Consider the following 13508-nt stretch of genomic DNA (forward strand, 5'->3'; position numbering starts at 1 on the left):
CGCCGCGAACTAGCTTCCGGATCGCACCAGGAATCGCCTGGAACGTCCCTGGCATCACGCCATTCATTCAACCGCACAAGGAGTGCCCCATGAAGACGACCACCCTGAGCCTCGCCCTCGTCACGCTAACCGCCCTGTCCGCCTCCGCGATGGCGCAGGACACCAAGCCCGCCGCGCCGGAGAAGGAGCGCTGCTTCGGCGTCGCGATGGCCGGCAAGAACGACTGCGCCGCCGGCCCCGGCACGACCTGCGCCGGCACCGCGAAGGCGGACTATCAGGCCAACGCCTGGAAGTACGTGCCGGCCGGCACCTGCACCGCGATCAAGACGCCCAAGGGCATGGGCTCGCTGGCGCCGGTGAAGTCCTGACCGGATCCGCGCCATGACACACGCGCTGGGTGCGGGCCTGGGCTTCAAGCCGGACTTCGCGGAGGACGCGCTCGGCGCGCGCCAGGCGGGTCTCTGGTTTGAAGTCCATCCCGAGAACTACCTCGTCGCGGGCGGCCCGCGCCTGGCGCTGCTCGAGGCCCTGCGCGCGGCGCATCCGCTGTCGCTGCATGGCGTCTCGGCGTCGCTGGGCGGGCCCGGCCCGCTGGACGCCGAACACCTGCGGCGCTTCGCCGCGCTGGCGGACCGGTTGCAGCCGGCGCTGGTCTCGGAGCACCTGGCCTGGAGCCGCTTCGGCGGCGCCTACGCGCCGGACCTGCTGCCGGTGCCACGATCGACCGAGGCGCTGCACCGCGTCGCCGCCAACATCGACCGCCTGCAGGACGCGCTGCGCCGGCGGGTGGCCATCGAGAACCCCTCCCACTACCTGCGCCTCGCGCATGACTGGGACGAGGTCGACTTCCTGCATGAGCTGGTCCGCCGCACCGGCTGCGGCCTGCTCGTGGACGTGAACAACGTCGCCGTGTCCGCGGCCAATGTCGGCGTCGACGCGGCGGCATGGGTGGATGCGCTCGACGGCGCGGCGGTGATGGAGATCCACATCGCCGGCCATCGTGCCGATGCCGACCCGGCCAGCGGCCTGCTGATCGACAGCCATGACGCGCCCGTCGCCGCATCGGTATGGGCCCTGCTCGAGCGCCTGGCCGCGCGCATCGGCCCGAAGCCGACGCTGCTCGAGCGCGACGGCGACCTGCCGCCTTTCAGTGAGTTGCTCGCGGAACGCGAGCGCGCCCAGGGCGTGTTCGAGGCGGCACGCCTCGCGCAGGAGGTGCCGGCATGACGCTCGCCGAATTCCAGGAGAACTTCTGGCGCGACTTGTGGGCGCCCGCTGGCGCCGACAGACCGGCCGCCGGCTTCTCCGTGTACCGCAACACCGTGCTCAAGGGCTGCGCCGACGCGCTGAGATCGCTGTATCCGGCAGTTCATCGACTGACGGGCGACGCCTGGATGGAAGCCGCCGTGCTCGACTTCGTCCGCGCCGATCCGCCGGCCGGCGGCGACCTCCAGCACTACGGCGAGCGCTTTCCCGCCTTCCTCGACCAATCGCTCCCCGACGGCGAACTGCCCTGGCTGAGCGCCGTCGCCCGCCTGGACCGGCTCTGGAGCGACAGCCATGTCGCGGCGGATGCGCCGGTGCTCGGCGTGACGGCGCTGACGCGGCTCGACGCGGACCGGCTCGCCCGTGCCCGGCTCGCGCCTCATCCCGCGGCGCGCTGGCACTGGAGCCCGGATTGGCCGGTCTTCAGCCTGTGGCAAGCCGCCCGCGCCGCCGCCGCCGATCCCAATCCGCCGCACTGGAATGGACAGGGCGCGCTACTCAGCCGGCCTGAAGACGCGGTCCTCGCGCTCGAGATCGACGCCGCCGATTGCGCGCTGCTCGACGCTTGCGCCGCCGGCCAGCCGCTGGGGAGCGCGCTGGACGGCGTCCTGGCCCGGTTCCCCGCCTTCGACCCCGGCGCGTCGCTGGGTCGATTGCTCCAGCACGGCGCTTTCGCCAACCTCACCGAGACCACGCCATGAACACGACTTCCTCCACCGTCCCGGCCGCCGCGCCGGCCTCCCGCTCCCTGGGCGCGCTGCTCGCCGCCGCGCGGGAGCGGCTCGAGCGATGGATCTCCTTCGACCTGATCGCCCTGGCCTGCCGTTTCAGCATCGCGGGCGTGTTCTGGCTCTCCGGCCGGACCAAGGTGGAGGGCCTTTTCACCCTGACCGACACCACCTTCCTGCTGTTCCGCGAGGATTACGCCCTGCCGCTGATCCCGCCCGGGATCGCCGCCTACCTCGCCACCGGCGCGGAGCATCTGCTGCCGATCCTGCTCGTACTGGGCCTGGGCACGCGGCTGGCGGCGCTCGGCGTGCTGGGGATGACGGCGGTGATCCAGACCTTCGTCTACCCGGCGGCCTGGCCCACCCACCTCAGCTGGGCCGCGCCGATGCTGTTGCTGCTGGGCCGCGGCCCCGGCCGGTGGTCGCTGGACCATGTCATCGGATGGGGTTCCACGCGCCGCCCTTGAAACGTCAAGACCCGTCCATATAATCCTTGCTGCTAGCACTCGCGATCGTCGAGTGCTAACAAGCCCCGAGCCGCGAGACCCGGGGCTTACTTCTTGTGATGGGCTGGCCGGGGCGATGAGCGCCCGGCGGGCCCAGGAATCAAGTCTGAACAGTCAAGGAGATCTGATGAAACTGCGTCCTCTGCACGATCGCGTGATCGTTAAGCGCCTGGAAAACGAAACCAAGACGGCCTCCGGCATCGTCATTCCCGACAACGCCGCCGAGAAGCCCGACCAGGGCGAGGTGCTGGCCGTCGGCCCGGGCAAGCGCAATGACAAGGGCGAGTTCATCGCCCTGAACGTCGCCGTCGGCGACCGCGTGCTGTTCGGCAAGTACAGCGGCCAGACCGTCAAGGTCGACGGCGAAGAACTGCTCGTCATGCGCGAGGAAGATCTGTTTGCGGTCGTCGCCAAGTAATCGGCGCGACGCACAGACCTGAATTCATACAGATAGCGATTTCGGAGAAATACACATGGCAGCAAAAGACGTGGTCTTCGGCGGCGAAGCCCGTGCCCGCATGGTCGAAGGCGTGAACATCCTGGCCAACGCGGTCAAGGTCACGCTGGGTCCCAAGGGCCGCAACGTGGTGCTGGAGCGCTCGTTCGGCGCCCCCACCGTCACCAAGGACGGTGTCTCGGTCGCCAAGGAGATCGAGCTCAAGGACAAGCTGCAGAACATGGGCGCCCAGATGGTCAAGGAAGTCGCTTCCAAGACCTCGGACAACGCCGGTGACGGCACCACCACCGCCACCGTGCTGGCCCAGGCCATCGTGCGCGAAGGCATGAAGTACGTGGCCGCCGGCATGAACCCGATGGACCTGAAGCGCGGCATCGACAAGGCCGTCACCGCCCTGGTCGAGCAGCTGAAGAAGGCCTCCAAGGCCACCACGACGTCCAAGGAAATCGCCCAGGTCGGCACGATCTCGGCCAACTCCGACGACTCGATCGGCCAGATCATCGCCGAGGCGATGGACAAGGTCGGCAAGGAAGGCGTCATCACCGTCGAGGACGGCAAGTCGCTGAACAACGAGCTGGACGTCGTCGAAGGCATGCAGTTCGACCGCGGCTACCTGTCGCCGTACTTCATCAACAACCCGGAGAAGCAGTCGGCGATCCTGGACAACCCGTTCGTCCTGCTCTACGACAAGAAGATCTCCAACATCCGCGACCTGCTGCCGACGCTGGAAGCCGTCGCCAAGGCCGGCCGTCCGCTGCTGATCATCGCGGAAGAAGTCGACGGCGAAGCGCTGGCGACCCTGGTGGTCAACACCATCCGCGGCATCCTGAAGGTCGTGGCCGTGAAGGCGCCGGGCTTCGGCGACCGCCGCAAGGCCATGCTGGAAGACATCGCCATCCTGACCGGCGGCAAGGTGATCGCCGAGGAAGTGGGCCTGTCGCTCGAGAAGGTCACGCTGGCTGACCTGGGCCAGGCCAAGCGCGTCGAAGTGGGCAAGGAAAACACCACCATCATCGACGGCAACGGCGCCGGCGGCGACATCGAATCGCGCGTCAAGCAGATCCGCGCCCAGATCGAGGAAGCCACCAGCGACTACGACCGCGAGAAGCTGCAGGAACGCGTGGCCAAGCTGGCCGGCGGCGTCGCCGTCATCAAGGTCGGTGCCGCCACCGAAGTCGAGATGAAGGAGAAGAAGGCCCGTGTCGAAGACGCGCTGCACGCCACCCGTGCCGCCGTCGAGGAAGGCATCGTGGCCGGTGGCGGTGTCGCGCTGCTGCGCGCCCGTCAGGCTGCTGGCGAGATCAAGGGCGACAACGCCGACCAGGACGCCGGCGTCAAGCTGATCCTGAAGGCCATCGAAGCCCCGCTGCGCGAGATCGTCTACAACGCCGGCGAGGAAAGCTCGGTCGTCGTCAACAACGTGCTGGCCGGCAAGGGCAACCACGGCTACAACGCCGCCAACGGCACCTACGGCGACATGATCGAGATGGGCATCCTGGACCCGACCAAGGTGACCCGCACCGCGCTGCAGAACGCCGCGTCCGTGGCCTCGCTGATGCTGACGACCGAGTGCATGGTCGCCGAAGCGCCGAAGGACGAGTCCGCGGCTCCGGCCATGCCTGGCGGCATGGGCGGCATGGGCATGGACATGTGATGTCCGCCTGAGCCGGACGGTCGGCGCCTCGCGCCGCCCGTCACCGCTCTCGAAAGGGGTCGCTTCGGCGACCCCTTTTTTCTTTTGGACGGCGAAGCGGATGAAGCCCATCCTGTTGCGCCTGGATACGCTTCGGGCGCCGGGCTTGCCGCGCCGCATGCCGCGGTTCGCCCAGAATCGCCTGACACCGCTGGCCACAACGGCGGGTCACCATCGGGCTTTCCCCAGCTCGCACGGCCCCACGGGCCTGGGGGATGTCACATGAATCGGGGGCGACCATAATGCGCTGACAACTTGTCACAAAAGATGGCCCAAGCATCTTCGCCCTCCCTCCAGACGCTCGTCGACGAGACCCTCTCGCACGTGCCAGGGCTTGCCCATGCGGTCTACAACGGCTTGCAGGACGAGCTCAAGAGCCGGCTCGAGCACCATCAGCTGCTCGCCGGCTGGTCCAAGCGGCGCGCGCATTTCGCGTCCGACTTCGAGGCCTCGCTGACCCGGCTGCTCACGCTGGCCCGCGAGGGCGGCGATCCGCTGCAGAAGGACCGGCAGAAGACCCAGGCGCGCGGCGGGCCGTTCGACGACCTCGCGCTGAGCCTGGTCGACGAGGGGCAGGCGCTCAAGGATGTGGCGCTGGCGCATGTGATCTCGGCGATCGAGGACCAGTCCAAGGCCGAGCTGCATCAGCTGGGCAATTTCTTCGCGGCGCTGCGCGGCATCGCCCGGCCGCTGAAGAACGACAACCCGCTGCGCGCGGCGCTGTTCGCGCAGGCGCTGGCGCGCGCGATCGAGGGCGTGGACCTCGACGCCGAGCGGCGCTACGCGCTGATGCGTCTGGCGGCGCACCCGCTCGCGACCAAGCTGCAACCGATCTACGCCCGGCTCTGCCAGGGTCTGCGCCAGGCGCATCTGGCCGGCATGCTGACGAGCCACGGCGCCGCGCTGAAGGAATCGGACCTGCGCCTGCGCCAGTTCAAGAGCGTGACCGAGGCGCCGAGCACGCAGAACGCGACGCTCGACCAGGTCGCGATGAAGCTGGACCTGATGAACACGCGCAATGCCGAACTCGCGCCGGCCGTCGCGCGCCCGGTCAACGGCGCTGCACCCGCGCCCGGCCCGGCGCCGAGACTGGGACCGGGTGTCGGCGCCCCGGGGACCGACCTGCTTTCGCGCCTGTACGACCAGATCCTGGCCGACGACAGCCTGCAGCCGCCGCTGAAGGTGCTGATGGGCCGGCTGCAGGTGGCGATCGTGCGGCTGTCCCGCGCGGACGCCACGCTGCTGCGCCGGCAGGATCACCCGACCTGGCAGCTGCTGAACCGCATCGCGGCCCATGGCGCCGGCTTCCAGCGCGCGGACGACAGCGAGCTGAAGGCCTTCCTCCAGTTCCTGGAACGCGTGATCCAGCCGCTGCTGGACAGCGCGCATCCGTCGGCCTTGCAGTTCCAGCAGGCGCTGAGCGAGGTCGACGCCCACATCCGGGCGCAGGCCGAGGCCCGCGGCCAGCGCAGCGCGCTGGCGCTGGAACGGCTGGACCGCGAACAGCGCCGCCAGGAATGGCAGCGCATGCTGCGCGACCAGCTGCAGCACCAGCTCGACGACGCCCATGCCGGCAAGCTGATGCGCCGCTTCCTGCTCGGCCCCTGGGTCGAGGTCATCGCGCAGGCGATGGTGCAGCATGGCCGCGACGCGGTCGAGGCGCAGACCTACATCGAACTCGTCGACGCGCTGCTGAACAGCGTCTCGCCGCAGCCCGACGAGGCCGCGCGCCAGCGGCTGCGCGGCCAGCTGCCGGACCTGATCCGCGCGCTGGAACAGGGCATGGATGCGATCGCGCTGCCGCAAATGCAGCGCCAGGCCTTCCTGGACGAACTGATGCGCCAGCACGGCCGCGTGCTGCGTGGGCTGCCGGCGGTCGAGCACGCGGCGCCGGCCGCGCCCGCGCCGCGCCGCCCGGCGCAGACGCCCGAGGAACTGCTGCAGCAGCTGCTCGATGAGCGCGAGTCGCAGCTCCCCTCTCGCTGGGCCTTCGAACGCGTCGACCGCGGCCAGTTGCCGACAGTGCCGGTCGCGCTCTACAGCGAGGAGCATTCGCCGCATGCGCGCGCCGCGCTGCAGGACTGGATCGCCGGCGTGCACATCGGCGGCTGGTATCACCTGTTCCTGCAGAGCGAATGGATCACCGCGCAGGTGGCGTGGATCAGCGACAGCCGGCAGATGTTCCTGTTCATCGGACAGGTGTCCGACGAGCGCCATTCGCTGACGCGCGGCGCGCTGGAACAGCTGGTCGCCAACGGCCTGATCACGCAGCTCGAGAACGAGCCGCTGCTGCAGCGCGCGATCGGCACGCTGATGCAGGACCTGGACCGCGCGCCGGGTCACTGACGGACAGGCGCGGACGCGGGACCGGCGGGCCGGTTCAGGTCACAATGCGCCCGCCTCGCGCCGTCGCCGCGGGGCCGTCCCCTGCCCGATGCCTGCCGTGTCCCGAGATTCCCGCGCCCTTCCCCCTTCCTCCGGCCTGTCGACCGGCCCGCGCCGCGTGCGTGGTCCTCGCGGTCTTCGTGGCCTGATGCTGATCGCCACGATCGCCGCCTCGGCCGCCTCGTCCCCATGGGCCGCCCCGGCCGGATCCGGGCAGACGGTGCCGCCCAATCCCCCCGCCGGCCAGCAGGCGCCGACGCCCGCGGCCGACCAGGCCCAGCGGCCCCGCCTCGGACTGGTGCTGTCCGGCGGCGGCGCGCGCGGGCTGGCGCATGTCGGCGTGCTGAAGGTGCTCGAGCGCGAGCACATCCCGGTCGACATCATCACCGGCACCTCGATGGGCGCGATCATCGGCGGGCTCTACGCCAGCGGCATGTCCGCCGACGACCTCGACCGGGAGCTGACGAAGATCGCCTGGGACCGGCTGTTCGCCAGCCGCGTCGACCGGCAGGACCTCTCGCAGCGCCGCAAGGAGGAGGACTTCGAGTTCTCCGCCACGATCGAGTTCGGGCTGCGCGACGGCGAGATCCGCGTGCCCACCGGCACGCTGTCCAGCCGCGGCCTGGAGGCGCTGCTGCGGCGCCTGACGCTGCCGGTGCGCAACGTGCGCCAGTTCGACCGGCTGCCGACGCCGTTCCGGGCCGTCGCCACCGACATGGAGAACGGCCACGAGCGCATCCTCGCCGAGGGTGACCTCGCGCTGGCGCTGCGCTCCAGCATGAGCGTGCCGGGCGTGTTCGCGCCGGTCGAGTGGGAGGACCGCATCCTGGGCGACGGCGGCCTCGTGAACAACCTACCGGTGGACGTCGCGCGCGAGATGGGCGCGACGCGGCTGATCGCGATCAACGTCGGCACGCCGGTGGGCGGGCGCGAGACGCTGAACTCGCTGATCGGGCTGACGGCCCAGATGATCAACATCCTCACCGAGCAGAACGTGCAGCGCTCGATCGCCAGCATGAGCGCCGGCGAGGACCTGCTGATCACGCCGCAACTGGGCGCGCTCAGCTCGGGCGACTTCGACAAGGTGCAGGCCTTCATCCGCGCCGGCGAGGAGGCCGCCGAGCGCGCGCTGCCGCAGTTGCGCGCGTATGCCGTCGACGACCGGACCTACGCCGACTGGCAGATCGCGCGCACCGGCCTGAAGCCGCCGGCGGTGATGCTCGCGGCGGTGAAGCTGGAAGGCTCCGACAACACCAATCCCGAGCGCTTCCGCAGCCAGCTGGAGTCCAAGCCCGGCCAGGCCTTCAACAACGAGAACGCCGAGCGCGACATGCGCTTCCTCTCTTCCAGCGGCGACTACAACCGCGTCGATTACCACGTCGAGCAGCGCGCCGAGGGCGAGACGCTGGTCTTCAACATGGAGGACAAACCTTGGGGGCCGAACTACTTCCGGGTCGGGATGGACCTGTCGACCGACTCGGGCGGCGACAGCTTCTTCAACCTGCGGGTGAGCCACAACCGCCACTGGCTGACCGACAAGGGCACCGAGTGGCGCAACCAGGTCACGATCGGCGAGACGCCGCGGCTGTACACCGAGCTCTACCACCCGCTGGGGATCAGGCTGGGCATCTCCGATGACTGGTTCGCCAGCGTCTGGGCCGAGGCCAACCAGCGCAAGCAGATCGTCTATGGGAACAACGACCCGGACGACGCCAACCTCGGCCAGGCGCGGCTGGTGCGGCGCGATGCGTCGATCGGCCTGGACATCGGCCAGCCCTGGGGCCGGCTCGGCGAGGTGCGGCTGGGCGTGATCAGCCAGATCCGGCACGCGCGGCCCGACCTGATCACCGCCATCACGCCGGAGATGGGCAAGCTGCGCTGGACCAGCTATGAGCGGGGCTTCCGCTTCCGCACCGTCGTCGACCAGCTGGACTACGCGAACTTCCCGCAGCACGGCTACCGCTTCAACGTCGACGCGGAGGGCGGCCGGCAGGACAACCGCAACCTCAACAGCGGCCGCTTCCTGCGCCTGAAGATGGACGGGAACGTGGTGCGCAGCTTCGGCGGCCACACCTTCAGCCTGTACGCGCGCGGCGTCGCGTCGCAGCAGCCGGACGAGACCGGCCTGGGCGGCGACACGCTGGGCGGCTTCCACCAGCTGTCGGGCTACAACCCGAACCAGCTCAGCGGCAACTCGCTGCTGTTCACGCGGGCGACCTACTACCGGCGGCTGAACGACTCGCCGCTGTTCTCGCGCGGGTTCTTCGTCGGCGGCACGCTGGAGGCGGGCAACACCTGGCTCTCGCGCCACGACATCAGCCTCAAGGACATGCGCTACGCGAGCAGCCTGTTCCTGGGCTCGGACACGGGGCTGGGGCCGCTGTACGTGGGCGTGGGCTACGCGCCGCGCGGCGGCACCGCCTTCTACGTGTTCATCGGCCGCCCGTGACCTGAAGCGCGCCGGTCACTGGCCGGCGGGGCCGCCGTCTTCCTGGGCGCCGGCCGCGTCGAGGCCTCCGCCATCGTCGCCATCCTCGTCATCCTCGCGGTAAGGGTCGCGCGGCGGGCGATGCGCCCAGTCGTAGATCACCTCGGCGACGTCCTCCAGCCCCTGCTTGCTGAGCGCCGAGAACAGCGTGATCGCGATGTCCGAGTCCTCGGTCGCGAGCACGGCCAGGTCCTTCTGGACCTGCGCCACGATCGCGGCGCCTTCCTTGCGGTTGAGCTTGTCGGCCTTGGTCAGCACGACCAGCAGGCTGACCTCGCCGGCCGTCACGCGGTCGGAGACGAACTCCAGCAGCTGCTTGTCGAGGTCGGTCAGGCCCAGGCGCGAGTCCACCATCAGCACGACGCCGGACAGCGATTCGCGCTCGCTGAGGTAGTCGGCCATGACGCGCTGCCAGCGCAGCTTGGCGTCGCGCGCGACCGCCGCGTAGCCGTAGCCGGGCAGGTCCGCGAACAGCGCGTCCGGCGCGTCGCGCGGGCCGACGGCGAACAGGTTGATGTGCTGCGTGCGGCCCGGCGTCTTGGACGCGAAGGCCAGGCGCTTCTGCTGGGCCAGCGTGTTCACGGCGGTGGACTTGCCGGCGTTGGAGCGGCCGACGAAGGCGATCTCCGGCAGCTGGCGCGGCGCCAGGTCTTGCGCCAGCGCCTCGCCTTCGCCCGGGATCGCGGAGCCGGCATCGCCTTCGGGCGCGCCGACATCGGCATCGTCGAAGGGCTCGTCGTCGAGTTCGGCGGCCGCCTCGGCGGCTTCGCGCGCGGCGCGCGCGTCAGCGGGCAGCACGCCGTTGACCGGCAGGTGGCGGAGCTGGCTCGCGGTTGTCAGGAAGCGGGCGGTGTGGGTCCAGGCCAACGCGCGTTTGGCAGGGCTCAGCGGCTCGCTGCTGACGGGTCTGGCGGCGGGGGCCAGGCCTTGCTCGCGGGCCTTCGCGTCGGCCTTGGCCTTGGCGTTGGCCTTCGCGCGCATGCCGGTCTTGCCGGGCCCGTGCTTCTTTCTTGGTGCTCCCGGACGACCCGTGCCTCGGCCTGCGGGTTTCCCTGGGGCCGCCGAAGCGGGTTTCTTGTTGGAATCGGTCATCGCGCTGCGGGGCTCAAAAGAGGTGCCATTGTAAGATCCCGCGCTTGCGCTCACCCGACCCTCAACATTCATGAAGACTGCCGCTTTCTTGTTGTCGAGCATGGTTCTGATGTCCGGCGCCGCCATCGCCGCCGAACCGCAAGCAGCCGCCAAGCCGGATCTGACCAAGGGTCAGGCCATCAGCTCCCAGGTCTGCGCCGCCTGCCACACCGCCGACGGCTCCCGCGGCAGCCCCGCCAATCCCATCATCGCCGGCCAGCACGCCGACTACCTCGCCAAGCAGCTGCACGAGTTCAAGTCGGGCAAGCGCAAGAACGCGGTGATGTCCGGCATGGCCGCGCCGCTGTCGGACGACGACATCCGCAACGTCGCCGCGTTCTACGCCAGCAAGGGCAGCAAGCCCGGCTTCGCGAAGAACAAGGAGCTGATCACGCTGGGCGAGAAGATCTACCGCGGCGGCATCGCCGACAAGCAGGTGCCCGCCTGCGCCGGCTGTCACAGCCCGAACGGCGCCGGCATCCCGGCGCAGTACCCGCGCCTGGGCGGCCAGCACAGCGACTACACCGAGGCCCAGCTGACCGCGTTCCGCGCCGGCGGCCGTCCGAACAGCCCGCAGATGCTGGCAATCGCCGCCAAGATGAGCGATCGCGAGATCAAGGCGGTGTCGGATTACATCGCCGGACTGCGCTGAGGTCCATTGACGGTTGACGGCCTTCGCCCGGTTCGGCACGCCGGGCGACGAGAATGCCGCCCATGACCGAGAAGTCCCCCGACCGTCCCCTCCGGCCCGCGGCCCCCGCGATGGCCCGCGTCGCGCTCGACGACGCGCTCGAGCTGCTGGCGTCGATGCGCTTCGCGATCGCGCTGCTGACGGTGATCTGCATCGCCTCCGTGATCGGCACGGTGGTGCAGCAGCAGCAGCCGATGACGAACTACGTCAACCAGTTCGGGCCGTTCTGGTCGGAGCTGTTCGGCAGGCTCGATCTCTACACGGTCTACAGCGCCTGGTGGTTCCTGCTGATGCTGGGTTTCCTGGTGGTGTCGACCAGCCTGTGCATCGCGCGGCACACGCCCAAGATCCTGCGCGACCTGAAGACCTACAAGGAGACGATGCGCGAGCAGTCGCTCCAGGCCTTCCGGCACAAGGCGCTGGGCTACCTGCACATGAATCCGGAAGCGGCGCTGGCGCAGGTCAACGCCTGGCTGGCGGCCGAGGGCTGGAAGGCGCGCGCGCAGGTGCGCACCGGCGGCGTGATGATCGGCGCGCGCAAGGGCGCGGCGCACAAGATCGGCTACCTGGCGGCGCATTCGGCGATCGTGCTGATCTGCCTGGGCGGGCTGCTGGACGGCAACCTGATCGTGCGCGCGATCATGTGGGCGCAGGGCAAGCAGATCTACCAGGGCGCCGACCTGAACCAGATGACGGCGGTCAACCGGCTGGGCACGTCCAACCCGAGCTTCCGCGCCAACCTGTTCGTGCCCGAGGGCAGCCGCTCGTCGACGGCGCTGCTGTCCATGCCCAGCGGCGTGGTGGTGCAGGACCTGCCCTTCGATGTCGAGCTGAAGAAGTTCATCGTCGAGTACTACGCGACCGGCATGCCCAAGCTGTTCGCCAGCGACATCGTGCTGCACGACAAGCGCGACGGCACGTCGACCCAGGCGACGGTCAAGGTCAACGAGCCGGTCACCTTCCGCGGCGTGACGCTGTACCAGAGCAGCTTCGAGGACGGCGGCTCGCTGCTGAAGCTGAACCTGCGCTCGCTGCAGGCGGCGCATGACACGCCGATGGAGGGCCGCGTCGGCGCCAGCGCGACGCTGAGCGCCGATGGCGAGTCCTACGGGCTGGAGTTCACCGGGCTGCGGGTGATCAACGTCGAGAACTTCGCCAGCGACGGGAAGGACGGCAAGGGGACCGACGTGCGCAAGGTCGACCTGGTCGGTCGGCTGGAACAGCACCTGGGCTCGGGCGCGAACACCAGCGACAAGAAGACGCTGCGCAACGTGGGCCCGTCGTTCAGCTACAAGCTGCGCGACGCCAGCGGCCAGGCGCGCGAGTACAACAACTACATGCTGCCGCTGGAGCTGGACGGCCACCGGGTGTTCCTGCTGGGCGTGCGCGACACGCTGGCGGACAGCTTCCGCTACCTGCGCGTGCCGGTGGACAGCAAGGACAGCATCGAGGGCTGGCTGGCGCTGCGGCGCGTGCTGGCCGATCCGGCGCAGCGGCTGATGGCGGCCAAGCATTACGCGCTGGCGGCCAGCCCGCAGGACAAGCCGGGGATGCAGGCGCAGCTCGAGGCCACGGCGCTGCGGACGCTGACGCTGTTCGCCGGCGCCGAGGGCCTGAAGGCGGGCGCGCCCGCGCAGGGCGCGGCGGTGGGCGGCCTGCCGGCGCTGTCGCAGTTCATCGAGCGCGAGGTGCCGGAGGCCGAACGCGCGCGCGTGTCGGAGGTGCTGCTGCGCATCCTGAACGGCAGCCTGTTCGAGCTGCACAAGCAGGCCGAGGAACAGCTGGGCCGGCCCAGACCGGAGCCGGGCGAGGCGGCGCAGGCGTTCATGACGCAGGCGGTGCTGTCGCTGTCGGACGCGATGTTCTATCCGGCGCCGATCGTGGCGCAGCTGGACGATTTCAAGCAGGTGCAGGCGAGCGTGTTCCAGGTGACGCGCGCCCCTGGGCAGACGCTGGTCTATCTGGGCGCCGTGTTGCTGATCGTCGGCGTGTTTGCGATGCTCTACGTCAAGGAGCGGCGGCTGTGGCTGTGGCTGGAAGGAGCGCCGGGGCGCGCCGAACAGACGCGGGTGCGCATGGCGCTGTCCAGCAACCGCGACACTCCGGACCTGCCCGTCGAATTTGAAGCGCTCAAGCAGCGGCTGCTGCATGAGGAGGCCTGAC

General features: G+C 69.7%; 11 protein-coding genes. 10 read left to right on the forward strand and 1 reads right to left on the reverse strand.

Annotated features, from left to right (window positions below):
• The first annotated feature begins 89 nt into the window (after positions 1–89).
• The 8 genes from ACEN96_RS24430 to ACEN96_RS24465 all read left to right on the forward strand — a co-directional run bounded on the left by ACEN96_RS24430 (position 90) and on the right by ACEN96_RS24465 (position 9484).
• Positions 90–368, forward strand: coding sequence for a BufA1 family periplasmic bufferin-type metallophore (locus ACEN96_RS24430; RefSeq protein ID WP_495585615.1), 279 nt, complete (start codon positions 90–92; stop codon positions 366–368).
• Between the two features lie 13 nt (positions 369–381).
• Positions 382–1227 carry an MNIO family bufferin maturase gene (gene bufB, locus ACEN96_RS24435; RefSeq protein ID WP_495585616.1) on the forward strand — a complete coding sequence of 282 codons (846 nt, stop codon included), beginning with the start codon at positions 382–384 and terminating at the stop codon, positions 1225–1227.
• Positions 1224–1967: an HvfC/BufC N-terminal domain-containing protein gene (locus tag ACEN96_RS24440; protein WP_495585617.1), complete on the forward strand. Its 744-nt coding sequence runs from the start codon at positions 1224–1226 to the stop codon at positions 1965–1967. Before bufB ends, ACEN96_RS24440 begins: the two co-directional genes overlap by 4 nt.
• Positions 1964–2461 (forward strand): DoxX family protein, encoded by a 498-nt coding sequence (locus tag ACEN96_RS24445; RefSeq protein ID WP_495585618.1) that lies wholly within the window; start codon positions 1964–1966, stop codon positions 2459–2461. The genes ACEN96_RS24440 and ACEN96_RS24445 overlap by 4 nt, the downstream gene beginning before the upstream one ends.
• A gap of 166 nt (positions 2462–2627) precedes the next feature.
• Positions 2628–2918 (forward strand): co-chaperone GroES, encoded by a 291-nt coding sequence (groES, locus tag ACEN96_RS24450; RefSeq protein WP_088451343.1) that lies wholly within the window; start codon positions 2628–2630, stop codon positions 2916–2918.
• Positions 2919–2973: 55 nt separating this feature from the next.
• Positions 2974–4611, forward strand: a complete 1638-nt coding sequence (gene groL, locus ACEN96_RS24455; RefSeq protein WP_495585619.1) for a chaperonin GroEL — start codon at positions 2974–2976, stop codon at positions 4609–4611.
• 294 nt (positions 4612–4905) lie between these two features.
• Positions 4906–6996 (forward strand): DUF1631 family protein, encoded by a 2091-nt coding sequence (locus ACEN96_RS24460; RefSeq protein WP_495585620.1) that lies wholly within the window; start codon positions 4906–4908, stop codon positions 6994–6996.
• 187 nt (positions 6997–7183) lie between these two features.
• Positions 7184–9484, forward strand: a complete 2301-nt coding sequence (locus ACEN96_RS24465) for a patatin-like phospholipase family protein (protein WP_495585621.1) — start codon at positions 7184–7186, stop codon at positions 9482–9484.
• Between the two features lie 15 nt (positions 9485–9499).
• Here the strand turns inward: ACEN96_RS24465 and yihA are convergent, their stop codons facing one another.
• Positions 9500–10204, reverse strand: coding sequence for a ribosome biogenesis GTP-binding protein YihA/YsxC (gene yihA, locus ACEN96_RS24470; RefSeq protein ID WP_495588679.1), 705 nt, complete (start codon positions 10202–10204; stop codon positions 9500–9502).
• Between the two features lie 520 nt (positions 10205–10724).
• Here yihA and ACEN96_RS24475 point away from each other — a divergent pair.
• Both ACEN96_RS24475 and ACEN96_RS24480 read left to right on the forward strand, forming a co-directional pair.
• Complete coding sequence (locus tag ACEN96_RS24475; RefSeq protein ID WP_495585622.1) at positions 10725–11306, forward strand: c-type cytochrome; 582 nt, start codon at positions 10725–10727, stop codon at positions 11304–11306.
• A 62-nt stretch (positions 11307–11368) separates the two neighbouring features.
• Positions 11369–13507, forward strand: coding sequence for a cytochrome c biogenesis protein ResB (locus ACEN96_RS24480; protein ID WP_495585623.1), 2139 nt, complete (start codon positions 11369–11371; stop codon positions 13505–13507).
• The last annotated feature ends 1 nt before the right edge of the window (position 13508 follow it).

Source organism: Roseateles sp. Mitsp63 (genome assembly GCF_059491535.1).

Excerpts from the sequence above, each read along its gene's own strand:
- ACEN96_RS24430 (WP_495585615.1), top strand. The coding sequence starts at position 90 with ATGAAGACGACCACCCTGAGCCTCGCCCTCGTCACGCTAACCGCCCTG.
- bufB (WP_495585616.1), top strand. The coding sequence starts at position 382 with ATGACACACGCGCTGGGTGCGGGCCTGGGCTTCAAGCCGGACTTCGCG.
- ACEN96_RS24440 (WP_495585617.1), top strand. The coding sequence starts at position 1,224 with ATGACGCTCGCCGAATTCCAGGAGAACTTCTGGCGCGACTTGTGGGCG.
- ACEN96_RS24445 (WP_495585618.1), top strand. The coding sequence starts at position 1,964 with ATGAACACGACTTCCTCCACCGTCCCGGCCGCCGCGCCGGCCTCCCGC.
- groES (WP_088451343.1), top strand. The coding sequence starts at position 2,628 with ATGAAACTGCGTCCTCTGCACGATCGCGTGATCGTTAAGCGCCTGGAA.
- groL (WP_495585619.1), top strand. The coding sequence starts at position 2,974 with ATGGCAGCAAAAGACGTGGTCTTCGGCGGCGAAGCCCGTGCCCGCATG.
- ACEN96_RS24465 (WP_495585621.1), top strand. The coding sequence starts at position 7,184 with ATGCTGATCGCCACGATCGCCGCCTCGGCCGCCTCGTCCCCATGGGCC.
- ACEN96_RS24475 (WP_495585622.1), top strand. The coding sequence starts at position 10,725 with ATGTCCGGCGCCGCCATCGCCGCCGAACCGCAAGCAGCCGCCAAGCCG.
- ACEN96_RS24480 (WP_495585623.1), top strand. The coding sequence starts at position 11,369 with ATGACCGAGAAGTCCCCCGACCGTCCCCTCCGGCCCGCGGCCCCCGCG.